We start from the raw sequence: 24,638 nt of genomic DNA, 5'->3' as shown, positions 1-24,638 counted from the left end.
TCACGCTTCACGCTTCACGCTTCACGCTTCACGCTTCACGCTTCACGCTTCACGCTTCACGCTTCACGCTTCACGCGATGGCTGGCGCACGCAGTAGCGTCAACAGAGACTGAGCATGCAAGCATGCATCACGGCCCAAATCCGTTAAATAGCCGCCGTCATCTAAAGTAATTAAACCTTTGTCATATAAAGATTTTGCGGCAGCAACTACAGTAGGCTCCGCATCTTTATGCACCTTAATACCTTGTTGTGTGGTGTTTAAGTCAAATTTCAGCAACAAATTAAGTTCGTGTAATGATGAAGTCTCATAGCGCATAGGGCGTTCCTCAATAATAAAGATAACACCCCTACGTTAGCCTGTTCCTGCGCGTACAGTTGCGCCTTCGCTCACAGAAAGCCCTTTATCATTTTCCTTACGGTGTGACTTGCATCACAGGCTAGAGATGTTGATGATAGGGTTTTTCTTTACACCGACTAGGGAAGTTTGCGTTCATGACCGCCAATTCTATTGCCGCTATTCGTATTGCTGCTATTCGTATTGAAAGTGCCGAGTTTATTATTAGTGACCAGCATAGGTTGACCATTGCTCAGCTTGAAATACAGGCAGGCCAGTGTTGGAGCTTTGTCGGTGCCAATGGTAGCGGCAAAACCGCACTGGCGCGCGCCCTGGCCGGTGAGCTAAAACTGGCCAGCAATCAGGTAAACGCTCAGGTAGAAAATAGCTTCAACGCCATAGAATGGGTTTCGTTTGAACAGCTACAAGCTTTAGCAGATCGCGAGCGCGAACAAGATGAAAGCGACTTCTTGGATTATCAAGATGCAGGGCGCACGGCGCGCCAAATTATGTTGGAGCAGGGCGGTGATGAAGAGCAGCTTATTGAGTTGGCGGCGCGTTTTGGCATTAGTGGTTTGTTAGACCGCAGCTTTCAAATTCTCTCTACCGGTGAAACCCGCAAGGTACTATTATGCCGAGCTTTATTACAACAGCCTGACTTATTGATTCTAGATGAGCCCTTCGACGGCTTAGACGTGGCCGCCCACCAAAGTTTAATGAGTCTGCTGCAAGCGCTAGTGGCGAGCGGTTTGACCTTAATACTGATAGTTAATCGCTTAGAGGAGCTCCCCGACTTTAGTGACCAATTAGGCTTACTCACCGAATGTGAGCTGAGCGTGACTGGCCCCCGCGCTCAAGTTGTGGCCTCGGCTGAACTTGAGCAATTACGCCATTTGGCCAGCATGGAAGCGGCACAGCACGCCTTGCCGCCTGCCGATCCCGATGCACAGTATCGTGCGTTAGATGCCCATACGCCACGGATCATAATGCGCAACATGCTGATCAGTTATGGCGATAAGCAGGTGCTGGCGGGCTTAAATTGGCAAGTAGACGCTGGCCAACACTGGCAGGTGATAGGGCCAAACGGTGCTGGTAAATCGACACTACTTAGTCTGGTGACCGGCGATCATCCTCAAGGTTACAGCAACGATTTAACGCTCTTTGGTCGTCGGCGTGGCAGTGGCGAAAGCATTTGGGACATTAAGCAGCACATCGGCTACGTGAGCACCACCATGCAGCAAGATTACCGAGTCACCTCCACGCCGAAGGCGGTGATCTTATCGGGATTCTTTGACTCTATTGGTGTGTATCAGCAGCCCGGTAGCACTCAGATCGCTTTGGCCGATCAGTGGTTGAACTTACTGGGTATGGAGCATTTGGCTAATGAGCCGTTTCGCCATCTCTCTTACGGCCAACAGCGCTTGTTGTTGATTGCGCGCGCCATGGTCAAGCACCCGCCGCTGCTCATTTTGGATGAGCCGCTGCAAGGACTAGACAGCTTTAACCGCCACTGGGTGAAGCGCTGGATTGATCTCTTGGTGGCGGAGGGCAGCACTCAGCTGCTGTTTGTGTCTCATCATCAGCAAGATGCCCCCAGCTGTATTAGCCATCGTTTAAGTTTTGTGCCTGATGGCGATGGGTTTCAATTTGTAACCACAGAGGCATAAATGTGACGAAAAACGGCGTTCTTATTAGATATAGAGATCCGCATGCATAAAGGTGCGCCGTTTTTTATTGATAGCTGGACTTATAAGTGGGATTTTTGCTGCTTAAATGCACCAATAAACCCGCGATTTACGGGGCGAGTTCACAGCGGTTACGGCCATTATTTTTTGCCAGATATAACGCGTTATCGGCACGGCGCAGCAGGTTTTCGAAATTTTCATCGGGTTGCAGTTCTGCGATGCCCACACTAACGGTAATGGAAAAAGAAGGATGGCTTTTGTTAGTTTCCATTAAGCTGGAGTCTATTTCAAAGGCGCACCGTAACCGATTAGCGACGCTTAACGCCGCCTGCATTGAGGTGTTTGGTAGTAAAGCCACAAATTCTTCACCGCCAAAGCGACAAAATATATCTTCCGTGCGCAGTGTCTTTTGCGTCACCGACACGAATCGGCACAATATTTTGTCCCCCAGCGCATGGCCTAACTGGTCATTCACTTTTTTAAATTCATCGAGATCCATCATTAATAAACTTAACGGCTGTGCGTGGCGCCGTGAGTGGGCGATAGCTTTCTTATAAAGCACGTTAGAGGACCGTCGATTAAGTGCACCGGTTAAGGGATCATGATTCGCTTGAATAATAAGGTCCGCTTGCAGGCGCTCGGCCGTCATCAATATCATGCCAAGGGTAATGGCAATCACAGAACACAACAACCAAAGCAACATGAACGCGGCGACCCCATTTGGATTTAAGGGATCGACCATAGTGGGGCTTTCCTGAGCAATCATTGCGCGAGTTAAAAACACAGCGCCATTAATAGCATAAATACTGCCGGTGATGCGCAGTGCAGGTGTGTGTTGTTGAGGCGAAAGCAGCAGATCACGGGCAATTAATAACGATAAGGCTGCCATTAGCACAGAATTACCGATGGCTGTAATTGCTACAGAGAAGTGGCTATATGTAATTAGAGCCCAAATTAAAGTTAAGGTCGTGGCCCAAGCTAAGGTACTGAGTGTTAAGGGCTTGCCAAGGAAACGTCGAAAACCATCCCAACTCAGCATCAGGCTGATAACGACAAATAGTTGTGCCAGTAATAAAGCGGGCTGCCAATGGAATATTCCATAATACAGGATCCAGATAAAGGCGATGATGGCACTGCCACCGGCCAATGCCCAATGACCCAATCCCGGAATAGTCAGGTGCATCCGCCACAATAACAGACGGGCGCCTGCGCAAAAGGCGGTGGCTAATGTCACTGCAACCAATAACGTGCGAATATCAAAAGACATGGTTCAATTATGACTCGCTAGGCTAATTATGGTAATGCGCATTATGGGTACTTACTTAACCTTAACTTTAAATTGGGAAGGAAGTAGACGACCGCATTAGGTGAAAAATTAGGCATGATAAAATTAGCCAGGTTAAAAGTGATCTCCGGCAAAAAGCCGCAATGCCAAATGGGTTTGCGGCTTTTTATTTGGTTTGATTTATCGCGATAGCATTCTAGGGCAAGTTAATACTCAGCATTAACTTAAGCGTTGGTCTGCTGCTCGGTTGCGTTGTCACCTTCGACTGCGGTAACGCCAGAACCCAGGGTGTCGTTTTCAATGGCCGCTAATGGCCAGCCGCCTAAGGCTTTCCAGCGGTTGACTATCAAGCAAAATAGTTCGGTGGTTTTTTGCGTGTCATACAGCGCGCTGTGTGCTTCTTTATTATCAAACTTGATGCCCGCCGTTTTACAGGCTTTTGCGAGCACGGTTTGCCCCAGTGCTAAGCCCGCTAATGCGGCGGTATCGAAGGTGGCAAAGGGATGAAAAGGATTACGCTTCATGTCAGTACGCTCGGCGGCCGCCATCACAAAACCATGATCAAAAGACGCATTATGCGCCACCATAATCGCGCGTTGGCAGTTATTGGCTTTTAAGCCTTTGCGTATACCTTTAAAGATCTGCTCCAGCGCTTCTCGCTCACTCACGGCACCGCGCAGTGCGCTGTGTGGGTCTATGCCGGTAAAGGCGAGGGCGGCGGGCTCAAGATTGGCGCCTTCGAAGGGGGCGACATGAAAATGAAAGGTTTGATCCGGCACTAACCAGCCATTTTTATCCATTTTTAGGGTAATAGCGGCAATTTCAAGCAAGGCATCGGTTTTGGCATTAAAGCCGCCGGTCTCTACGTCTATCACTACAGGGTAGTAACCACGAAAGCGTTCGTTAAGCTGAGTAAAAGTTGCAGTTGCCGTCATTATTGTCCTAATTCACCTTAAAAACTGGGTCGCTATTATGCCAGAATTGGCAATCATAATCGCCTATCTCGCCAACGATCAGCGCTAAAATAGCCAAAGTGGTTATAAAGTGTGCAAGCGATTCTTTATAACTAAAAAAAGATTGCAGCTTAGGCACAGCTTGCCTATCATGCGTCTCGCTTAACGGGGCAGCCTGTTACAGCAAGGTAATGAAAATTTGGTGAAGTGTCCGAGTGGCTCCAAGGCGAAGCCTGTTAAAAGGTAAAAGTCTCGTAGCGAGCTACGAAAGCCCGAGGACATATGTCATCAATAGAGTAGGAGTGAACATGACACTCTTAAATAAAATATGAAATAAAAATTTGGTGAGGTGTCCGAGTGGCTTAAGGAGCTCGCCTGGAAAGCGTGTATACGGCAACGTATCGAGGGTTCGAATCCCTCCCTCACCGCCAAATTAGAAAAACCCGTTGAGCAATCAGCGGGTTTTTTGCATTTCAATATCGCCAGTTTATCTCATCTCAGGCAGTTTATGCCGGAATGCTGCGTTTTTTAGAAGTTTTAATACGGCAGCGATTCCTCTACATTAGAGTTACTTAAACAAGGCTCCGCATGTATCTGCTTGGCTAAGTCCCGCTCGACACGTCTGACGCGAAAGGAATCAATACGTTGACGCTACATCCTGGTTTTATAAAAAATCGTTGGTCATTGCTTACTCTGATGTTCGGACTGGTAATGAGTACATTATTGGCTTGGCAACTGCATCAGAGTAACGAGCAGCGAGTCGAGGAGGCGGTAGCCGACGCTGCCGCGCGAGCCAACACCGCGGTTGTCCAGCGGCTTGACCTCTATCAATATGGATTACGCGGGGCTCGTGGCGCTGTGCTGAGCGCCGGAAATGCCCGACTCGATCGTGAGCTGTTTCATCGTTACAGCCTGGCGCGCGACATCGACAGGGAGTTTCCCGGTGCCCGAGGCTTTGGCTTTATTCGCCGGGTGTCACAGGCCGGCACCGACGCTTTTGTCGAACAGGCCCGTGCCGATGGCTGGCCGGATTTTCGCGTCAGAGAGCTGAATGCCCACGACAGCGAACGTTATATTATCCAGTATATTGAACCCGTGGAGCGTAATATCGAGGCGGTCGGCCTGGATATCGGCTCTGAGAAAACCCGCCGTGTCGCGGCAGATGCGGCGATGCGTAGCGGGAAAGTTCGGCTAAGCGGACCCATCACTCTGGTGCAGGCCAGCGGCAAGCCATTGCAATCCTTTTTGATCCTGATGCCGGTTTATCGTCATGGCATAACGCCAGGCACTGAGGCCGAGCGTGAGCAGCAGGCGATTGGCTGGAGCTATGCGCCCTTGCTGATGGAAGAGGTGCTGTCTACCTTGAATCTGGATGTTGATGCTGCACAACTCGAATTGTTTGATGTGAACTCGTCTGGCGAGCGCACACGCTTCTACAGCAGTAACTCCAAGGCCATCGCGGCTCTTTCTGCCTATACCCAGACCATTCAATTCGAGGCGTATGGTCGTCGCTGGGAGTCCCAGTTTAGTGTTGCTCCGGCCTTTATTGCCGCCCTGCATCAAAGCTCGCCGCTGCAACTTTTCCTGCTGGGCGCGCTGATCAGCCTGTTGGCGGCCTTGCTTATCGGCACCACTCATCTTAGCCGCCAACGTCGCCATCAAGTACTGGATGAGCAGGCCAGGCTGGCGGCCATCGTCGAGAGCTCGGCTGATGGCATTATCGGCAAGACGCTTGATGGGGTCATCACCAGCTGGAACCGGGGTGCCGAACAGCTCTTTGGTTATCCCGCGTCGGTGGCTATTGGCCAGCCGTTGACTCGCCTAGTGGTGCCACAAGACCGGCAGCAGGAAGAAGCCAGCATTCTTGCCCGGGTTCGCAATGGCGAGCATATTCCTCATTTTGATACCCTTCGCCAGCGGCAAGACGGCAGCCGATTCCCTGTGTCTGTTACCGTCTCGCCCATTCTTAACAGCGCAGGCCAGGTGATCGGAGCGTCGAAGACGGTACGGGATATCACCAGTCAGAAAGAGGCCGAGGCCCAGGTACTTGAACTTAACAGCAACTTGGCAGCCGAGATTGCCCTGCGGACCGCTGAACTGACGGCGGCTCGGGATCAGTTGTTGATGGCGGCAGATATTGCCCAGCTGGGTATTTGGACCTGGACGCTGGCGGACAATGCGTTGGACTGGAACGACAAGATGTTCGAGCTTTACGGTTATCCGGTGAGCTTACGCAAGCAAGGCATTGGCTACGAGCACTGGCATGCCCGGCTGCATCCAGACGATGCAGAGCGCGCCGTTGCTGCCATGGAAGCTGCAATGAAGGAAACGGCCTCCTACGATCCCGTGTTTCGGCTACGGTTACCCAATGGCGATATCCGCTATATACAGGCGGGTGCCCAGATCGAACACGATGCCGAAGGTCATGTGATTCGGATCACGGGCATCAATCTCGATATCACCCCCCAGCGTGAACTCGAAACCGGCTTGCGTCAGGCCAAGGCCCGGGCCGACGAAGCCAGTGCCGCCAAATCGACCTTTCTCTCCAACATGAGTCATGAAATTCGCACCCCCCTGAATGCGGTACTGGGCATGTTGCAGCTGGTGCAGCAGACGGCGCTGGATCAGCGCCAATGTGATTACATTGCTAAGACTTACAAGGCCGCCCGAGCCTTGCTGGGGCTGCTAAACGATATTCTCGATTACTCCAAAATTGAGGCTGGCAAGCTGCAGCTGGAGCCTCACCTGTTCGAGCTGGAAGATCTGATGCAGGAGCTGGCGGTGGTGCTGTCCGGTAACCTGGGCATCAAACCGGTGGAGCTGATGTTCGACTTTTCGCCCTCGCTGCCCCGCAGCCTGATTGGCGATCGCTTGCGCCTGCAGCAGGTGCTGATCAACCTAGCGGGTAACGCCATCAAGTTCACCGAGCAGGGAGAGGTAGTCATTCGTCTCAGTGAGCTGAGTCGAGGCTCGGAATGGGTGCGACTGCGGGTAGATGTCATCGATACCGGTATCGGCATTGCCGACGACAAGCTCGATTATATTCTCGAGGGGTTCAATCAGGCGGAAGCCTCGACCGCACGTCGTTTTGGCGGGACCGGCCTTGGGTTGGTGATCAGCAAACGGCTGCTGGCGCTGATGGGGACCGAGCTGCATGTGACCAGCACCTTGGGTGAGGGAAGCTGCTTCTGTTTTGAGGTGGTACTGGGTCTTGAACAGGAAGTGCAGCCGCTGGTGACGGCTGAGGTGTCCGAGCGGCCGCTGCGGGTACTGGTGGTGGACGATCATCAGATATCGGCCGAGATCCTGGCCCGGGTGGCCCGCCAGCAGGGCTGGCAAGTGAGTACTGCCAACAGCGGGCAGCAAGCCTTGCTGGAAATAGAGCAAAACCACGACTATGACCTGGTGCTGATGGACTGGGCCATGCCGGACATGAACGGCCTGGAGGCGGCGACTAAGATCCGGACTCTGGTTCAGGAGCACCTGCCTACCGTTATCATGATCACGGCCTATGGTCGCGAGCAACTGGCTCAGGCTCAACAGACGGCGAATCCGCCCTTTACCGACTTCCTGACTAAACCCGTGACGCCGCAACAGTTGATCAGCACAGTGCAGCGAGCTTTGGCAGGAGAGACCATGGCGTCGGAGCATAAGGCCATTCCTGCTCCCTCACGGCAACGACTCATAGGGTTGCGCCTGTTGGTGGTGGAGGACAATGCCCTCAACCGTCAGGTTGCCGCCGAATTACTGCGCGGCGAAGGCGCCCTTGTCGAGCTTGCCGAAGGCGGGCTGGAAGGCGTCAGCAAGGTAGTTGGGGCACCGACGGCGTTCGACATGGTATTGATGGACATGCAAATGCCCGATATCGATGGTCTGGAAGCCACCCGGCGTATTCGGGCTCATGGTGCCTGCTTGGAATTGCCGATACTGGCGATGACCGCCAATGTGAGCATGGAAGATCAGCGAGCCTGTCTGGCGGCGGGCATGAATGCGCACATCGGCAAGCCGGTGGATATAGAACAACTGGTGGCTGTGCTGCTGTCGTTTTGCTCCACTTCCGGCGGTCTGGTCGTCGAGCGGGCGGTACCGGGCCAAGCCGAGCCTGGCGACAAGATGGACACCATTCTCCGTCGTTTCGGTGGCGATGCCGGTTTGTACCAACGACTGCTGATCGGATTCGAGAAAGAAGCGGGCGCCTTGTTTGATGAGCTGGAACGCCATGTTGGAGTGCGAGATCCGGTGGCAGCGGCGGCGACGCTGCATACCTTCAGGGGCGCGGCGGGCACCATGGGGGCGGCAAGCTTTGCCGCCCGCTTGTCTGCGTTCGAGCAACACCTCGGTGAACAGCACACGGAACAGGCCTTTTCCTCGTTGAATGCCGCCGCTCTGTTTGCCTTGAAAGCACAGCTGGCGCAGGAGCTGACGGCTTTACTTGAAGCCGTCAGCATGCAGGTGACGGCGGCCAAGCCGGTGACGAGTATTGCGGCGATACCAGACACTCGGGATGTCACAGAAGACGGCATCAAAGTACAACTCGAGCAGTTACTGACGCTGCTCGAGGCGGGAAATATGGACGCCATCGACTGCTTTGAACGGCTGCCGGTTTCGGTACTTGAGTCATTGAGTCATCAGCGGGACGTGCTGACGGAGAAGGTCCAAAATCTTGATTTCGCTGTTGCGAGTAGAATAGTACGTGAACGATTGGAGGTTTTATGAATCTGACCCAATTACTGGATGCCTATCCTCATCCGGTCGGTCCGATAAGGATCCTGATTGTGGACGATCAGCCGGTCAACATCCGAGTGCTGCATCAGGTGTTTCGCGGCGAATTCGAGGTGCTGATGGCGACGAGTGGAGAGCAGGCAATAACCGTTTGTCGGGAACAGCACCCAGACATCATATTGCTGGACGTGATCATGCCCGGGATCAGCGGCCATGAGGTGTGTCGCCGATTGAAAGCGGATCCGGGTACTCGGGATATTCCGGTTATTTTCGTGACCTCGCAAAATCAGGATGGCGACGAAGCCCTGGGTTTTGAAATGGGGGCGGTAGACTTTATTACCAAACCGATCAACCCCATTATTGTGCTGGCCCGAGTGCGCACCCACTTGGCGCTAAAGCTGCAAAGTGATCTGTTGCGTTCCATCGCCATGATTGATGGTCTGACCAAAATCGCCAATCGGCGAAAATTTGATGAAGAGTTAGCTATTAACTGGCGTGCCTGTCAGCGAGAAGGGCATCCCTTGTCGTTGGTGTTGCTGGATCTGGACTCGTTCAAGCAATATAACGATACCTACGGACACCAGCAGGGGGATGCCTGCTTGGTGGCGGTGGCTGGCGTATTGACTCAGTCGGTGAGAAGACCCCATGACGTGGTGGCGCGCTACGGTGGCGAAGAGTTTGTGTGTATTCTTCCCGAAACCGATAGCCTGGGTGCTATGCAGCGGGCGGAGACGATGCGGGCGGCAGTCAAGGCGCTGGCGATAGCGCATCAGGACTCGGCCGCCGGCCCCTTGGTGTCGATCAGTCTTGGTGTTGCCACTCAAATACCCAGCGCGGATTCCAGCCCTGAGGCCTTGTTGGCGGCGGCCGATGCGCAGTTATATCTGGCCAAAGCAGCCGGTCGGGATCGGGTGAGTGCGATTGAGCTGACCTGACAGTGATGGTGATTGCCCTCGATTATTTGTGAAATACATCAATCACCTGGGCGTATTTCGGTGAAAAGTTTCGGCTAGGCTATTAAATATGTCACTTCTCAGTTGCCAAGCATGCCCATGACTGACCGCCGATAAGTTGCAGTTGGCCATGCTGTATGAGCGAGCCGAGCGTCAGCCCCAAGATGTTTGCTTACGCCGTACGGCGCTGAACGTAAGGCGCTGTCTGTATTTGCTGACGGCTATTACTTAAGCCGTCATCCTGACGCAGGTCAGGATCTCGCTCTGGCCCTGGCCCTGGCCCTTAGACACAAATAGACACAAATAGACACAAAAACGAGATACCGGGGCAAACCCGATGTATGGCGGCATAATACCAAGAACAGTGTTTGTCTTGAACGTACGGCGTACAGCGCTGAACATACTGCGATGTCTTCACATCTTCAAGGGTGTAAATAACGGCGTAGTAAGGTGACAAATTCAGCAGCGTCGCGGTCCAGTGACGATTCATGGATCAGCAGATCGTAACCATACAGATCCCGTAAATGGGTCATGCGATGGCCAAGCATAGCGATAATGCCCACATATTGCTGGCCGTTCGCCGAGCGAAATTTGCTGTCTTCAATTAACCAGTCATGCAACTCATGGCGACTGATGGCCCCATAGCGAAGCGCCAGCGATAACAGCGGTCTTTGCTCCGTTAGTAAATGCACCGCCAAACGCGCCGTCATTAAGGGCAAAAATTCGTCATAATCGCGAATTCTAAGACCGATATAGGGTAAGTCGACCATTTCAAATCCGCGATTGAGTTTGGGCTGATCGATGCGCATGATATTGCTCCAGTGCAAGCTCCAGCCACCCACTTTATGATGATAATGCAGATTAGCGGCACTGAGGGTGAAGCTAAATTCCGGTTCGCGTAATTTAAGTACCCCTAATAAAGCCGTGACCATGGCTGCTAAAAATAAAAACACTATCACCAGTTGAGCGCGGCCATCCAGCCAATAACCGACGGCCAGCAGCATAGGCATAAGCACCAGTCCGGCTGCGGTGAGCGCTAAACCATTTTGGCGAGACATGGGCTGTATGTGTTGGCTTTCGCGTACTGGATTAATCACATATTTCCTTTCAGCGATGTGGTAGTCCTTATCATACACACAGATAGCGCCAGAGATCATGCTCTGCCACTCAAGGCCTGCGTGAGCAACGCAGGCCTTGAGTGGGTGCTGGTGAGCAAGAGAGATTAAGATCCGAGCTTGGATTCAGACTCGGTGGGGATTTTATCGGATAATTTGATCACCAGCAGATCACAGCCGTCGATGTCGAGAAAACCGCTGGAGTGAGAAAACAGATGGCCGAAAAAGGGCCGCTCTTGTTGGCGGCCACAAATTAATAAGTCGGCTGCCTGAGCTTTCACCGCATTTTGCACGGCTTGACGAATATCCCCATCGGGGAGCGAAATGCTGCTGGCGTTAAACGCCTCTTGTTTGAGCATTTGCATGATTTCATGACCATTTTCAAGGCGCAGCTTAGTTTTAAGTTGGCGTAAATCCATACTCAAGCTACCGGTATACACAGAGCCCAGCTCAGGCGATACATGAATGATGTGCAGCCTTGCTTGATGGCTCTCGGCTAACTCAACCGCCCGCTTAAGCAAGGGCTTTTCACGGGCGTTGAGCTCTAATGCCAACATAATATTGCGATACGGCATCTTGACCTCCTTGTGCAGTGGGTAATCCACTCTTTATAAACAAGCGGCAACCCAGCTGTCTCAATGGCTTATAACCAAGTGGTGGCTAATTGAGTCACTATTAGCCCTGTGACTATTAAATGCAAGAATAGGATGGCGCCAAGCGCCATGGGTTTCCAACCCACAGACTTAAGTTCACTCAAGTGAGTACTTAGCCCCAAGGCGGCCATGGCCATGGTGAGTGCCCAGCTGTCGAGGTGCTTAATGCCCTCCACCAAGTTTAGAGGTAAGGCGACAACCGAGTTAATGATCACCACTAAAATAAAGCCATAGGCAAACCAAGGTTGAGGAGCACGCACCGCGGTTGCGCCTTGGTTACGGCTTAACCAATTACCTAGCAATACTAATACCGGTGCTAGCATCATGACTCGCGTTAGCTTAGTGATCACCGCGGTTTGTGCCACGTCAGGGCTGATCGCATCACCTGCCGCCACTACCTGTGCCACTTCGTGTATGGTGGCGCCGGTGTAAATACCCATGGCTTGTGGGCTTAGGCTTAATAGCGGATACATTAACGGGTATAAAAACATAGCAATGGTGCCAAAAATAACCACTGTGCCCACGGCCAACGTGGCTTGTTGTGGCTTGGCGCGCACCACAGGCTCGGCGGCCAGTACGGCGGCGGCACCACAAATGGCCGAACCGGCACCCACCAATAAGCTGGTAGGGGCATCTAAGCCAAACCACTTGTGACCAATCCAATAACCAAGCAATAACGTAGAGGACAACATGACGATATCGACGACCAAGGCGCCCGTACCTACGGCTGCTATGTGTTGTAGCGTAATATTAATACCGTAAAACGCCACGCCGATGCGCAAGAGTCGCTTCTTACAAAAATCTAAGCCCGCATGCCAGCTGCCTGAGGTAAGTTGTGGGCGAAGATTACCGACTATGAGTCCTAAAACGATGGCAAAAATCAGCGGGCTTATGCTGCTGTGCATGACTTGATTAAGTAAGATACTGATCACAGTGATTAGCGCTGCCAGCCCTAAGCCTTTGATAATTTTAGGCATAACGATATTCCTTTTAATAATATGATTGCAGTGTATGCCTGTTTTGGTGTTGATTAAAATTGAAGTTTTTGACTTTGTTTATCAATATTTCTGATTAATTGAGCGGAGATAGCGCTGAACGCGGCATAAAAATCGTGTTAATATTGGCCAATATTGGAGGTTCATATATGTTTTTTATGTTGATATTGGCCGCGCCTATCTGTGGTGGTTTGTTTTATATTGCAGCCCTGTACAGTGGCTTGCCCCCACGGCGCTGGGCGGTATTAGGCACAGTCTTTGGACCGGCTATTTTACCGCTGTTTATGGCCAAGCGGCGTTGGTCTCTGGTGTGTACCCGAGGTTTGAATGACGACTTATTGCAGGCCTAAACGCGGTGGTCAGATGTTGTGGAATCTAGCTGCAGCAGATAACTCGGACTAAAGGTGTCAGATGGACATATTAAAAGACGTATTTTGGGAACTCTTGGGCGATCTGGCCATGCCGACGCTGTTTGTCTTGGGCTTTATCAGCTTGGCGCTAGTCAGCTGTGTGCTGTTGTTTTGGCTGGAAAAAAAGCGTTAAGTCTACCTGATTACCCACAAAGTTCAGCTATGTTTCAGTGACTTCAGCATCAATAGATTCAATGGGTTACAACGTAGGTGGCCGTCTCTTCGGCGAAGAGGACTTCGCCACGGTTTTATGTTTTTATTTAAAAATTGCCAGCAAAGCTGGCCTGCCGAACAAGTTGGCAGCTACAAAAACCTAAATAAGGCAGCATACTGGCTGAGGTTCATAAGTAATCAGGTAAGTCTAAGTGCTGCGTGAGTTAGAAAGGCGATAAACGCATTTATTGATTGAGATCATGACGCTTAATGGCGAAAGTGATTAGTCTAAACGGGCTTAGCGATGTTTCAGCGTCGCACACTGTGTTTTCAGTAGGGCTTAGGCTCAGCTTGAACAGTTTTATGTTATGCACCTAATATGAGTTTTTTAACTGGCCGCTTGGCCAGTTTTTTTTGTTTTATTGAGCCCTATCTCAAATCCCCATTTATCTATCCCCACTTTATGTACCCCCATTCCGCTTCAAGGGACTAGTCTGGCTATACTGCGGACTATAATAAGTGCCATGGCGGCAGAGCATATTTCGTGAGGGCAGATGTTAATGGATGAAGAGCCTAGTGGATAAAGAGCTTAGTTAAGTTATTTTGGTCGCTTTGATAAATTTTTTTGTATTAGGTTTGGCACATTTTTTACAGTTATTTCGGGAGCTTGGCCTTCAATAGCATACATATGAACGGCAAAGCGTGAGCCAGCTCCTTGAGCCCAGCCTATTGCAGGGGTATGATGCCCGCCGTTGAAAAAGTGGGTTCGCCTGAAAGTGAGGTGTAGATGAATATCTTTGTCATGCGCCATGGTCAAGCAGTACCAGAAGCATCCGAGGATGCGTTACGACCGCTGACCAAGCAAGGAAGAGACGAAGTCAGTTTAATGGCGCGCTGGTTAGCCCCTCAAGTGGCTCAGTTTGATTTGGTATTAGTGAGCCCCTATGTGCGCGCTCAGCAAACTTGGCAGCAGTTATCTAAGGAGCTTCTAGGCTTGCAGGTTGTAGGCTTACAAATAGAAACCTGCGATCAGCTAACACCTGATTGCGATGCAGACTTGGCAGCTAGCCTAATATTGGCCTACGGTGATACGTTTTCAAACGGCAACATTTTAGTCATCAGTCACATGCCTCTGGTAGGCTACCTCGTTGAAAGCCTGTGTGCCGGTATGATGGCGCCCATTTTTGTGACCTCTGGTATCGCTAAGATTACGGTGAATGCAGGGACGAGTGGCATATTGGCGTGGTTAGAAGGGCCGCACAATATTCAGGCGCTGCATAAGCCTACTTTTCAAGCCTTAAGACAATTGGGCTAGGCGACACTGGGCTACCAAAAACCGAGTTAGCTCTATTGAGATGGCTTAACATCACTAGGCGCACCAAATTTAGCCGCGCTAGGCCAAGCAATGGATGCTAGGCGTAGCGTGATTGACTGCATGTCTTTTGCGCCATCGTTGGCCGAGAAAAATGACGACAGCAGTCTTTATAGCCGTAGCTTTTAACCCTACATTTATAACCGTAAAATAAGTCATCGCAACATAAGCAAGGAGTGCTAAATGCGAATTTTTCAGAAGTATCAGCCGTTATTAGTGGCAAAACACGTCAAGGGATTTTTTAGCGGTCGTTTATATATTCACGGTCGTGGTGGTTTTAATTATGCCCAAGGCATGCTGGTGTTGCCCGAAGATGCCAAGCCGAGGCATGAAGAGACGGTACAAGAAATTAATCAGCTGATCAGCAAAATGCAAGCGGCGGCGTAAACTCGTTACGTCTATTAGGCGAGCAGTAATCTGAACATCAAACACCGAGCCTCAAGCTCGGTGTTTTTGTTTTCGCCTTTAAATCTCTACCTTCAATAGCACCAGCAAAGCCGCATCGCCGCCTAAGGCGCGGGTGGCTTGGTGAAACGCCAGTACCTGCGGGTGCTGCACTAGCCACATGGGTAGCCGCTGCTTTAAGACGTTTTTCCCATGACCGTGCATGATGGACACGCATTCGACGTGCTGGCGCTTAGCGGCGAGTAACAGCGCCGATAATTCGTCTTTGGCCTGCTCTTGGGTTAAGCCGTGCAAGTCTAAAAAAAACTCCGGCTGATAGTCGCCGCGGCGCAGCTTTTTTAGCTCATAGGCCGAGGTGTCGGGCTCGCGATAGCGGGTAGGGCCTTCTTGATCTAAATAAGGTTCATAAACATCAGAAAAAGGGTGCGCCTCGGCTCTGTCTTTGCGTACCATTTGTCGCTGGGCTTTTACCTTGACCGGCGCTCGATGCGGACTTATGGTATCCTGCTTTATTTTGCGGACACCCTGCACCGCTGCTTTAAAAAGCGCTTGATCGTCGTCTTCTGGGAAAGAGGAGGGTGTCATGGTAATGGATTCCGTAGTATCTGATTATTAAAAAATAGCCATCTTAGCGAGGCGGAGGTGTTTTGGACACGCTTATTAATGAAGAAGCTCTTACAGAGCTGCATACCATAGGAGATTGGCTGCGTTTTTCCGTTAGCCATTTTCAAAAAGCAGGCCTGTTTTATGGCCACGGCACCGACAACGCCTGGGACGAGGCGGTGCAGCTAATACTGCCGTTACTGCACCTGCCACAAGGGTGCCCGCCGCAAATCCAAAATGCCCGTTTGCTGACCAGTGAACGCAAATTACTGTTCGACGCTCTAAAAGTGCGGGTCGAGCAGCGCATTCCCACGCCCTATATTACCAATACCGCTTGGTTTGCCGGTTTCGAGTTTTTCGTCGATGAGCGGGTGCTTATTCCACGCTCACCGATCGCCGAGCTGATAGGTGGCCGTTTTGCCCCTTGGTTGGCTTTGGAGCCTAAGCGCATCTTAGATATGTGTACCGGCTCAGGCTGTATCGCCATTGCCTTGGCGCACAGTTTTCCGGATGCAGAAATAGACGCGCTGGATATCTCTCGCGATGCATTGGACGTGGCAGAGATTAACATTCAAACCCACGGCCTTGAGCAGCAAGTGACGCCTATTGAGTCGGACATTTTCTCGGCGCTGCCGAAAGGCGATAAATACGACTTAATGGTGGTCAATCCGCCCTACGTCGATGAAGAAGACATGAGCGACTTGCCAGATGAGTTTCATCACGAGCCGGAATTGGCCTTGGCCTCAGGTTTTGATGGCTTAGACTTTACCCGTCGTTTATTGGCCGAGGCCTGCGACTTCTTATCAGAAGATGGCCTATTAGTGTTGGAAGTGGGCAACAGCCAAATCCACATGGAACAGGCGTACCCTGAGTTGCCGCTTACTTGGATAGAGTTTGAGCACGGTGGTCATGGCGTGTGTGTGATCAGTCGCCGTGACTTGGCACCTTTTCAATCGCAGTTTTAATTATTAATAAAGGACATCACTATGGCAGGGAACAGTATTGGCACCCTTTTTCGCGTTTCAACCTTTGGTGAAAGCCATGGTATTGCCTTAGGTGCGGTAGTGGACGGCGTACCACCCGGTATTGAGTTGTGCGAAGCCGACTTGCAGCAAGATCTTGACCGCCGTAAGCCCGGCACCTCACGCTTTACCACCCAAAGACGCGAAGCGGATGAAGTGCGTATTTTAAGTGGCGTGTTTGAAGGTAAAACCACCGGCACTTCGATTGGCTTGTTGATTGAGAATACCGATCAGCGCTCTAAAGATTATTCCGACATTAAAGACCTGTTTCGCCCAGGCCATGCCGATTACACCTATCACCAAAAATACGGCATTCGCGATTATCGCGGTGGCGGTCGCTCCTCGGCTCGTGAAACCGCAATGCGGGTAGCGGCCGGTGCCATCGCGAAAAAGGTGTTGGCGAAATACGGCGTGTCCATTTTTGGTCATTTAACGCAACTCGGCCCTATTAAGGCCGAAGCGTTTGATAAAAGCGTAATTGAAACTAACCCCTTCTTTTTTGCCGATGCGGGCAAGCTGGAAGCGCTTGATCAATACATGCGCGATCTGAAAAAAGAAGGCAACTCCATCGGTGCCAAAATTCAGGTGGTGGCGCAAGGTGTGCCCGTAGGACTGGGCGAGCCAGTCTTCGACCGTTTAGATGCGGACATTGCCCATGCCTTAATGAGCATTAACGCGGTAAAAGGCGTGGAAATTGGCGACGGTTTTGACGTGGTCGAGCAAAAAGGTTCCGAGCACAGAGACGAAATGCAGCCCTCAGGCTTTGCCAGCAATCATGCCGGTGGCATATTGGGCGGCATTTCCAGCGGCCAAGATATAGTGGCCAGCATAGCGTTGAAACCCACCTCCAGCATTATGGTGCCAGGTCATACCATTAGCACGACCGGTGAAGCGGCAGAATTAGTGACCCGTGGCCGTCACGATCCGTGTGTGGGTATTCGTGCCGTGCCCATTGCTGAAGCTATGCTTGCGATAGTCTTGCTGGATCATCTGTTGCTGCACCGTGGCCAAAACGCCGAAGTGTTTACACTGACGCCCAAGCTAGTTTAATACGTGGTATATTTTGCCGCCTTTGCTTAGGCTAGGCGGCAGGGTAGAATAACGGTCCTTAATTGAGGGCCGTTTTTTATGTCATTTTACTATGGGGATCTCATTTCCCTGTTTAACCAATGCTTTGCCGCCAGCACCAATACGCGCCTTGAATTGAGCGATGGCGAGCCGATTTATTTGCCTGCTAACGCGCACATTGATCATCATCGTATCTTGTTCGCCCATGGCTTTTTTGCCAGTGCCTTGCATGAAGTGGCGCATTGGTTGTTAGCCGGTGACGCACGCCGCTTACAAGAAGATTACGGCTACTGGTATTGCCCCGATGGCCGAGACGGCGAGCAGCAAGCCCAGTTTGAAGGCGTTGAAATAAAACCCCAAGCCATCGAATGGGCTTTGTCCTTGTGCTGCGGCTTTCACTTTAACGTGAGCTGCGACAACTTAAACGGCAGCGTAGAGCCAGACCGCCACGCCTTTAAGGCGCGGGTGCGTGAGCAAGCATTAGTGTATTTGGAGCAAGGTTTTCCCGCACGGGCGCAAACCTTAATGCAGGCGCTAGCCAAGCACTATGGCCAAACGCTGCCTACGGCGGCGAGTTTTAGTCTGTGATTGAACATTTTTTGTTAGGTCGCCTTAGGTTAGGTAAAGCGTATTCGACCTCTTTAACATGTAGCCAAAGGTTATGAGCACTAAGAGGCAAGAAAATACCTGACGATTGGCGACTTAGGTTAAACTCAACGCTTGCAGGTCGTCCACTGCGAGTAGACACACAGGTATCACGGTTAGACCTGTCTTAAACGGGTTAAAGCGTGTGATTACTGACATAATGCTAAAGTTTTGGTACGGGTGGCACACCCAGAGTTTGAGGCGTAATACATGAATATTTTTGAGTTTGAACGACTGCTGTTAGCTGAAATTGACGACAATATCGCCACCGCTACCGACGACCAGTTGTTTGCTGGTGGTTATCTGCGTGGCCACATTACTTTGTCGGTTGCTGAATGTGACATTGACGGGCGCACCCACTTGCGTGACGTTAAATCTCGGGTGAATCGCAGCTTGCATGACGCTATTATGGCCGGCGAGCTAAACGAACAAGACCAAGCTTTAGTCGAAGGTTTTTGGAGCAATCTGATCAGCAAGGTTGAACAAACCACGCCCGTAAAATAGCCGTCAGCAAACCAGTAACCCACACCGAGCCTAGGCTCGGTGTTTTTTTTACGTCCGCCATTTTGCTGTTGGTGGTTTGTGTTGATTTTTAACCGCCGGTTTATCCGCAGGTCATAAAAAAGGAGCCTTTCGGCTCCTTTTGTTGTTTACGGTTTGGGTGCGAATGTTCGCATCTTAGCCGTGAATAATGCCGCGCTTACGCAACTCTATGATGACCAAGTCAGCCGCTTCGTCGGCACTCAGGTTAGCTGCATCCAAATGGATTTCTGGCGCAGCTGGGCGTTCATAAGCGGAGTCGATGCCGGTGAAGTTTTTCAACTCACCCGCTCGCGCCTTCTTATACAGGCCCTTAACGTCGCGCTCTTCGGCCACGTCTAGCGGGGTATCGACAAACACCTCGATAAACTCGCCTTCCGCCAACTGCTCACGAGCCATACGGCGCTCTGCGGTAAAGGGCGAGATAAAGGCGGTGAGTACGATTAAGCCCGCGTCCACCATCAACTTAGACACTTCACCAATGCGGCGAATGTTCTCTACCCGATCCGCATCGGTAAAGCCCAAGTCTTTGTTTAGGCCGTGACGCACGTTATCGCCGTCGAGCAGGTAGGTGTGATTGCCCAGTGCATGCAGCTTCTTCTCCACCAAGTTGGCAATGGTCGACTTGCCGGCACCGGATAAACCGGTAAACCACAACACACTCGGCGTTTGGCCTTTGGCTGCCGCGCGTACCGCTTTATTTACATCCACATGCTGATAATGAATATTTTGACTGCGGCGCAGTGCAAAGTGCAGCATGCCGGCCGCGACTGTGGTGTTGCTTAAGCGGTCGATTAAGATAAAACCGCCGGTGTCTTTGTTGGTTTGGTAATCATCAAAGGCAATGGCACGGTCTAGGTTGATATTACATACCGCAATGCCGTTTAGCTCTAATTGCTTGGCGGCGGTGTGCTCCAGCGTATTGACGTTGACCTGATATTTAATATCGGTCACGCTGGCGGTCACGGTTTGGGTGCCAATTTTCAGCAGGTAAGGGCGACCAGGCAGCAGGGCGTCTTCATGCATCCACACGACAGTGCTCTCAAACTGATCAGCGGTTTCGGCTGGAGCTTCGGCAATGGAGATCACATCGCCACGCGAGATATCAATCTCATCTTTCAGCGTTAAGGTAATGGACTGACCCGCGACCGCTTGCTCAAGATCACCATTGTAAGTGACGATGCGTGCCACTGAGCTTTCTTTGCCCGAAGGTTGCACGCGAATACGGTCACCCGGCTTAACGACGCCACTGGTGATGGTGCCCGAGAAGCCACGGAAGTCTAGGTTAGGGCGGTTTACCCACTGGACGGGTAAGCGAAACGGTGCGCGCTGCATGCGAATATCATCGATTTCGACCGTCTCTAAGAAATTCATTAGCGACTCGCCATTATATTGAGGCGCCGAGTACCAAGGCATGCGCGGGCTGGCTTCAACTATGTTGTCGCCTTTAAACGCCGACAGCGGAATATAGGTGATATTCTTTAAGCCCAGTTGTTCAGCAAAGGCGGCGTATTCGGCTTGGATCTCATCAAAGCGTGCTTGAGAATAGTCCACCAAGTCCATCTTGTTGATAGCAACGATAATATGGCGAATACCCAGCAGCGACATTAAATAGCTGTGACGACGAGTTTGGGTGAGTATGCCTTTACGGGCATCGACCATTAAGATGGCCGCATCCGCCGTAGAGGCGCCAGTTACCATGTTGCGGGTGTATTGCTCGTGGCCTGGAGTATCGGCGACGATAAACTTACGCTTATCGGTAGAAAAGAAGCGATAGGCCACATCGATAGTAATGCCTTGCTCGCGCTCGGCGGCAAGACCATCCACTAACAGTGCGAAGTCGATATCTTCGCCTTGGGTGCCCCATTTTTTGGAGTCCGCTTCCATGGCCGCTAACTGGTCTTCAAACAGCATCTTGGATTCAAACAGCAAACGCCCAATCAGGGTACTCTTGCCGTCATCCACACTGCCGCAGGTGATAAAGCGCAACAAACTCTTCTGTTCGTGAGCTTTTAAATATTCTTCAATATCCGTTTCAATCAGAGATGATAAATTCATGTTTTTTCCTTCGGAGCGGTGAGCCTTCCGTTTCTTACTGGCGCCCATGTAGGGCACTCAGCATTATTTATTTCTTTTAGCTTGGTGTTTTCTAAGCTGTGTCGTCGCTTAGAAATACCCTTCTTGTTTCTTCTTTTCCATGGACGCAGCAGAGTCGTGATCTATCATGCGGCCTTGGCGCTCTGAGGTTTTAGTCAGCAGCATTTCTTGAATAATTTCTGGCAAAGTGGTGGCTTCTGACTCCACCGCACCCGTGAGTGGGTAACAGCCCAGCGTTCTAAAGCGCACATTCTTGATCATCGGCACTTCGCCTTCTTTCAACGGCATGCGTTCGTCGTCGACCATGATCAAAGTACCGTCGCGCTCGACTACCGGGCGAGGGGCGGCCAGATACAAAGGCACAATCGGGATGTTTTCTAAATGGATATACTGCCAGATGTCCAGCTCGGTCCAGTTGGAAATCGGGAACACCCGAATAGACTCGCCTTTGTGCTTACGCGCGTTATACAGCTTCCATAATTCTGGGCGCTGATTCTTCGGATCCCAGCGATGCTGCTCGGTACGGAACGAGAAAATACGCTCTTTAGCACGGGACTTTTCTTCATCACGGCGTGCGCCACCAAAGGCGGCATCAAAGCCATAATGATCCAATGCCTGCTTTAGGCCCTCGGTTTTGGTGATATCCGTATGAACAGCCGAGCCATGGGTGAAAGGATTAATGTTTTTCTCTATGGCTTCTGGATTGATGTGGGTCAGCAGCTTAAGGCCGAGCTTCTCCACCATTTGGTCGCGAAAGGTGTACATTTCGCGAAACTTCCAGCGCGTGTCCACATGCAGTAGCGGAAAGGGTGGCAGAGAGGGATAAAAAGCCTTCATCGCCAAGTGCAGCATAACGGCGCTGTCCTTACCGATGGAATACAACATCACAGGATTGTCGGCTTCCGCCACCACTTCCCGCATAATGTGAATACTTTCGGCTTCAAGCCGTTGTAGGTGCGTTAGGTTCATGAGTGATTTCGCTCTCAATTAGGGATTATGCTAATAACCAAATGTTATAATCTATCTATGTATCAAGTTTATTTGATATATATGTACAATGATAGCCCTGCTAAAGAGCGAGTGGTTATATATGACAGCATATTGGGTATTAGCATCGATTGGTGTTTTGTTGGCTTTGCTGATCCACGGGCGCGTGTCGCCCGCAGTCTTGTTTACATCTTGGGCCGTGGCGTTAGTGCTGCTCGGCGTAACTGAACAGCAAGAGCTGCTCAGTAGTTTCTCTAATTCCGCACTTATCACCTTGGTAGTACTCATGCTGGTGTCTTTGGCATTGGAGCGCTCGCCATTGCTGGACCGATTGTCGGATGCCTTATTAAAAGGCCGCGAGTCCATGGCCAGTCTGCGCTTAATGGGCGTGACCGCCTTTATGTCAGCATTTTTAAATAACACCGCCGTGGTGGGATCGCTGCTGGGTGTTATCTCTCGCCAGCGCTATATCCCTGCATCGCGCTTGCTGATCCCGCTGTCGTACGCGTCCATTCTTGGCGGTATTACTACCTTAGTCGGCACCTCCACTAACTTGGTGGTGAACTCGTTTGTGATTAACGCCGGTTTGCCGCCGCTGGGCATGTTTCAGTTTACCTTGGTCGGCTTGCCGGTCGCCATTATTTGTATTTTCGGTTTGATGTTCAGTGCGCGCTTATTACCGAAAAACCGCGTGCTGGATCAAGAGGTGGCTCAATCCTATTTCTTAGAAGCCCAAGTCACAGCTGGCTCGTCACTGATTGGTAATAGCATTGAAGATAATCAATTGCGTAATCTCGATGGCTTGTTCTTGTTGGAAATTGTGCGTCACGACCGCTTATTAAGCCCAGTTACTCCCGAAGAAGTACTCGAAGAGGGCGATGTGCTGGTGTTTACCGGGGAAGTGGAAAAGGTGCAAACCTTACAGCGTTTTTCGGGCTTACAGCTGTTTGGCACCCAAGTTGACCGCCTATTAGCGTCCAATTTAGTGGAAGTGGTGATCAGTCATGAGTCTGAGCTGCCTAATCGCACCTTGCGTGAAGTGGACTTTAGAACCTTGTTTAACGCAGGCGTAGTGGGTATTCGCCGTGGTAAGCGTCGCTTAACGGGTCAACTGGGTCAGATACCGCTGCGCGTGGGTGATAGTTTACTGTTGGCCGTGGGCCCAGATTTTAAAGAGCAGCGCAACATAGACCGCAACTTCCATGTGATGAGCGGCAGTTTGCAAAGACCCAAGCTGGCACCTAAGCAAAGTCTATTAGCCTTCGCCGGTTTTGGAGCCGTGATCGGCCTGTCGGCGTTAAATCTGGTGCCGCTGCTGAATGGCTTGCTGATATTGCTGGCGCTGTTACTGGTGACTAAAGTACTCACAGTGAGTGAGTTACGTCGGCGTTTCCCATTTGAACTGTGGCTAATCATTGGCTCTGCATTGACAGTAGCTAAGGCACTGGAAAGCTCGGGCGGTGCCCAGTTAGTGGCCGATGCGGTGCGCAGCGTCTGCGATGGTTATGGGGTGTACGGTGCGTTTATTGGGGTGTTTTTTATTACGCTTATCTTAACGGAAGTGGTAACCAATAACGCGGCGGCCGCCTTAGTGTTTCCGATTGGCTTATCCACGGCCACCGCCTTTGGTGCCGACCCCATGCCTTTTATTATGGCGGTGGCCTTTGGTGCCAGCGCTTGTTTCATTATTCCGTTTGGTTATCAAACCCACTTGATGGTGTATTCACCGGGCCGCTATCGAATGCTGGATTATCTAAAGGCGGGCTTGCCGGTAAGTATTTTGTACTCGGCCAGTGTGCTCACACTGGTGCCTATGGTGTTTCCGTTTTAATGTTTACTTGTGTAAAGAGGGCCGTATTTGGCTAGTGCGCGGCCTCGCGTTGACACCCGTTGATTAATAAAGCTGCAGTCAGTTTGGCAGGCATTGCAATCAGGCTCAGCTTTGTTAAACTGGCCTCTCTATGGTGACCCCGTTGGTCCTCTCGCATCAGAATCTTGTTTACTAGGCCAGGCCCGGAAGGGAGCAACCAAAGCAGGAACCTCTGAGTGCCGGGATGCGGCTGGCGGGGTTGCCACCCAAATTTAGTATTTGTCGCTTTCACCATAAGTTGACAAATCTTCCCTAATTGCTGACATAAATTGCACCATAAGCTGACATAGCCCGGCTTTGTAGTAACAAAACTACATTCAGGTTGTTTTTATGTATTGGCGTCAATTAACATACTCCCCTATAAAAATCTGTTCCGCTTTGCCAGCTATAAGACTAAATCAGTGCTTACGGTTGGGTCATGTCTTGAGTTTGATACCTGCTTTCACCTTGAATACTCCCCAGAAGTATCATTAATAAGTATTATCAATAAGTACTCTCCGTAATTACTCCCCATAAATAATCTCCCATCAGCGTGAAATCGCGATTTTCTAAGCAATTTATTTTGCGATCAAGCCTTCGAATGCTAATGGCGATAGCGGTATGAGCCTCGATAGCTTAACGGCTGGCATTGCGTATCACCTAACCATGGCATGCGATAAGTATGCAGTCCGACTCTGGTATCAGATTTTTTCTGAGGCAGAAGGTATATGTATTGTTTGTCAGAGGCTTCTTACGAGCAGTATTTGCAGCTGAGCTAAGCTCAATGGCTTC

General features: G+C 51.0%; 21 protein-coding genes, 1 tRNA gene and 1 other RNA gene. 14 read left to right on the top strand and 9 right to left on the bottom strand.

The window, feature by feature from the left end:
• Nucleotides 1-70: 70 nt before the first annotated feature.
• Nucleotides 71-316: a TIGR02647 family protein gene (locus tag ACEN2G_RS08570; RefSeq protein WP_442021065.1), complete on the bottom strand. Its 246-nt coding sequence runs from the start codon at nt 314-316 to the stop codon at nt 71-73.
• A gap of 176 nt (nt 317-492) precedes the next feature.
• Here ACEN2G_RS08570 and modF point away from each other — a divergent pair, with 176 nt between their 5' ends.
• Nucleotides 493-2,001 carry a molybdate ABC transporter ATP-binding protein ModF gene (modF, locus tag ACEN2G_RS08565; protein WP_442021064.1) on the top strand — a complete coding sequence of 503 codons (1,509 nt, stop codon included), beginning with the start codon at nt 493-495 and terminating at the stop codon, nt 1,999-2,001.
• A gap of 127 nt (nt 2,002-2,128) precedes the next feature.
• Here the strand turns inward: modF and ACEN2G_RS08560 are convergent, their stop codons facing one another.
• Nucleotides 2,129-3,286: a diguanylate cyclase gene (locus ACEN2G_RS08560; RefSeq protein ID WP_442021063.1), complete on the bottom strand. Its 1,158-nt coding sequence runs from the start codon at nt 3,284-3,286 to the stop codon at nt 2,129-2,131.
• Between the two features lie 242 nt (nt 3,287-3,528).
• Nucleotides 3,529-4,239, bottom strand: coding sequence for a ribonuclease T (gene rnt / locus ACEN2G_RS08555; protein ID WP_442021062.1), 711 nt, complete (start codon nt 4,237-4,239; stop codon nt 3,529-3,531).
• Nucleotides 4,240-4,600: 361 nt separating this feature from the next.
• Between rnt and ACEN2G_RS08550 the strand changes: the two genes are divergently transcribed.
• The 3 genes from ACEN2G_RS08550 to ACEN2G_RS08540 all read left to right on the top strand — a co-directional run bounded on the left by ACEN2G_RS08550 (nt 4,601) and on the right by ACEN2G_RS08540 (nt 9,914).
• A tRNA-Ser gene (locus ACEN2G_RS08550) sits at nt 4,601-4,688 on the top strand.
• Nucleotides 4,689-4,968: 280 nt separating this feature from the next.
• A complete protein-coding gene (locus ACEN2G_RS08545) occupies nt 4,969-8,973 on the top strand; it encodes a CHASE domain-containing protein (protein WP_442021061.1) in 4,005 nt (1,334 codons plus the stop codon).
• Complete coding sequence (locus tag ACEN2G_RS08540; protein ID WP_442021060.1) at nt 8,970-9,914, top strand: diguanylate cyclase domain-containing protein; 945 nt, start codon at nt 8,970-8,972, stop codon at nt 9,912-9,914. Before ACEN2G_RS08545 ends, ACEN2G_RS08540 begins: the two co-directional genes overlap by 4 nt.
• A 440-nt stretch (nt 9,915-10,354) precedes the next feature.
• Here the strand turns inward: ACEN2G_RS08540 and ACEN2G_RS08535 are convergent, their stop codons facing one another.
• The 3 genes from ACEN2G_RS08535 to ACEN2G_RS08525 all read right to left on the bottom strand — a co-directional run bounded on the left by ACEN2G_RS08535 (nt 10,355) and on the right by ACEN2G_RS08525 (nt 12,677).
• Complete coding sequence (locus ACEN2G_RS08535) at nt 10,355-11,029, bottom strand: DUF2982 domain-containing protein (RefSeq protein WP_442021059.1); 675 nt, start codon at nt 11,027-11,029, stop codon at nt 10,355-10,357.
• Nucleotides 11,030-11,154: 125 nt separating this feature from the next.
• The gene (locus tag ACEN2G_RS08530; RefSeq protein ID WP_442021058.1) at nt 11,155-11,622 is read right to left on the bottom strand and encodes a universal stress protein; all 468 of its coding nucleotides are present in this window, start codon (nt 11,620-11,622) and stop codon (nt 11,155-11,157) included.
• A gap of 68 nt (nt 11,623-11,690) precedes the next feature.
• Nucleotides 11,691-12,677: a YeiH family protein gene (locus tag ACEN2G_RS08525; RefSeq protein ID WP_442021057.1), complete on the bottom strand. Its 987-nt coding sequence runs from the start codon at nt 12,675-12,677 to the stop codon at nt 11,691-11,693.
• A gap of 167 nt (nt 12,678-12,844) precedes the next feature.
• On the opposite strand from ACEN2G_RS08525, the gene ACEN2G_RS08520 reads away from it, so the two are divergent.
• From ACEN2G_RS08520 to ACEN2G_RS08505, 4 genes are all read left to right on the top strand, one after another.
• A complete protein-coding gene (locus ACEN2G_RS08520) occupies nt 12,845-13,045 on the top strand; it encodes a hypothetical protein (RefSeq protein ID WP_442021056.1) in 201 nt (66 codons plus the stop codon).
• A gap of 61 nt (nt 13,046-13,106) precedes the next feature.
• Nucleotides 13,107-13,238 carry a TIGR02808 family protein gene (locus ACEN2G_RS08515; RefSeq protein WP_442021055.1) on the top strand — a complete coding sequence of 44 codons (132 nt, stop codon included), beginning with the start codon at nt 13,107-13,109 and terminating at the stop codon, nt 13,236-13,238.
• Between the two features lie 807 nt (nt 13,239-14,045).
• The gene (gene sixA, locus ACEN2G_RS08510; protein ID WP_442021054.1) at nt 14,046-14,573 is read left to right on the top strand and encodes a phosphohistidine phosphatase SixA; all 528 of its coding nucleotides are present in this window, start codon (nt 14,046-14,048) and stop codon (nt 14,571-14,573) included.
• Nucleotides 14,574-14,813: 240 nt separating this feature from the next.
• Nucleotides 14,814-15,017 carry a DUF1107 domain-containing protein gene (locus ACEN2G_RS08505; protein WP_442021053.1) on the top strand — a complete coding sequence of 68 codons (204 nt, stop codon included), beginning with the start codon at nt 14,814-14,816 and terminating at the stop codon, nt 15,015-15,017.
• Between the two features lie 78 nt (nt 15,018-15,095).
• On the opposite strand, the gene smrB is transcribed toward ACEN2G_RS08505, so the two are convergent.
• Entirely contained in the window at nt 15,096-15,620 is a 525-nt protein-coding gene (gene smrB, locus ACEN2G_RS08500; protein WP_442021052.1) for an endonuclease SmrB, read from the bottom strand.
• A gap of 62 nt (nt 15,621-15,682) precedes the next feature.
• On the opposite strand from smrB, the gene prmB reads away from it, so the two are divergent.
• The 4 genes from prmB to ACEN2G_RS08480 all read left to right on the top strand — a co-directional run bounded on the left by prmB (nt 15,683) and on the right by ACEN2G_RS08480 (nt 18,877).
• Nucleotides 15,683-16,603: a 50S ribosomal protein L3 N(5)-glutamine methyltransferase gene (prmB, locus tag ACEN2G_RS08495; RefSeq protein ID WP_442021051.1), complete on the top strand. Its 921-nt coding sequence runs from the start codon at nt 15,683-15,685 to the stop codon at nt 16,601-16,603.
• Between the two features lie 21 nt (nt 16,604-16,624).
• Entirely contained in the window at nt 16,625-17,710 is a 1,086-nt protein-coding gene (gene aroC / locus ACEN2G_RS08490; RefSeq protein WP_442021050.1) for a chorismate synthase, read from the top strand.
• A 78-nt stretch (nt 17,711-17,788) separates the two neighbouring features.
• The gene (locus tag ACEN2G_RS08485) at nt 17,789-18,316 is read left to right on the top strand and encodes an elongation factor P hydroxylase (protein WP_442021049.1); all 528 of its coding nucleotides are present in this window, start codon (nt 17,789-17,791) and stop codon (nt 18,314-18,316) included.
• Nucleotides 18,317-18,583: 267 nt separating this feature from the next.
• Nucleotides 18,584-18,877 (top strand): YfcL family protein, encoded by a 294-nt coding sequence (locus ACEN2G_RS08480; RefSeq protein ID WP_442021048.1) that lies wholly within the window; start codon nt 18,584-18,586, stop codon nt 18,875-18,877.
• A 174-nt stretch (nt 18,878-19,051) separates the two neighbouring features.
• Here ACEN2G_RS08480 and cysN read toward each other — a convergent pair whose 3' ends face one another.
• Together cysN and cysD are read right to left on the bottom strand one after the other, a co-directional pair.
• A complete protein-coding gene (gene cysN / locus ACEN2G_RS08475; RefSeq protein WP_442021047.1) occupies nt 19,052-20,971 on the bottom strand; it encodes a sulfate adenylyltransferase subunit CysN in 1,920 nt (639 codons plus the stop codon).
• A gap of 108 nt (nt 20,972-21,079) precedes the next feature.
• Nucleotides 21,080-21,979: a sulfate adenylyltransferase subunit CysD gene (gene cysD / locus ACEN2G_RS08470; protein ID WP_442021046.1), complete on the bottom strand. Its 900-nt coding sequence runs from the start codon at nt 21,977-21,979 to the stop codon at nt 21,080-21,082.
• Nucleotides 21,980-22,100: 121 nt separating this feature from the next.
• Here cysD and ACEN2G_RS08465 point away from each other — a divergent pair, with 121 nt between their 5' ends.
• Together ACEN2G_RS08465 and ffs are read left to right on the top strand one after the other, a co-directional pair.
• Nucleotides 22,101-23,828, top strand: coding sequence for an SLC13 family permease (locus ACEN2G_RS08465; protein ID WP_442021045.1), 1,728 nt, complete (start codon nt 22,101-22,103; stop codon nt 23,826-23,828).
• Nucleotides 23,829-23,968: 140 nt separating this feature from the next.
• Nucleotides 23,969-24,066: signal recognition particle sRNA small type (ffs, locus tag ACEN2G_RS08460), an RNA gene on the top strand.
• Nucleotides 24,067-24,638 lie beyond the last annotated feature (572 nt).

Source organism: Oceanisphaera sp. W20_SRM_FM3, from assembly GCF_052119705.1.
Taxonomy (GTDB): Bacteria; Pseudomonadota; Gammaproteobacteria; order Enterobacterales; family Aeromonadaceae; genus Oceanimonas.
Note: the sequence above shows the minus strand (reverse complement) of the source record. Positions and strands in the feature narration are given on the sequence as shown.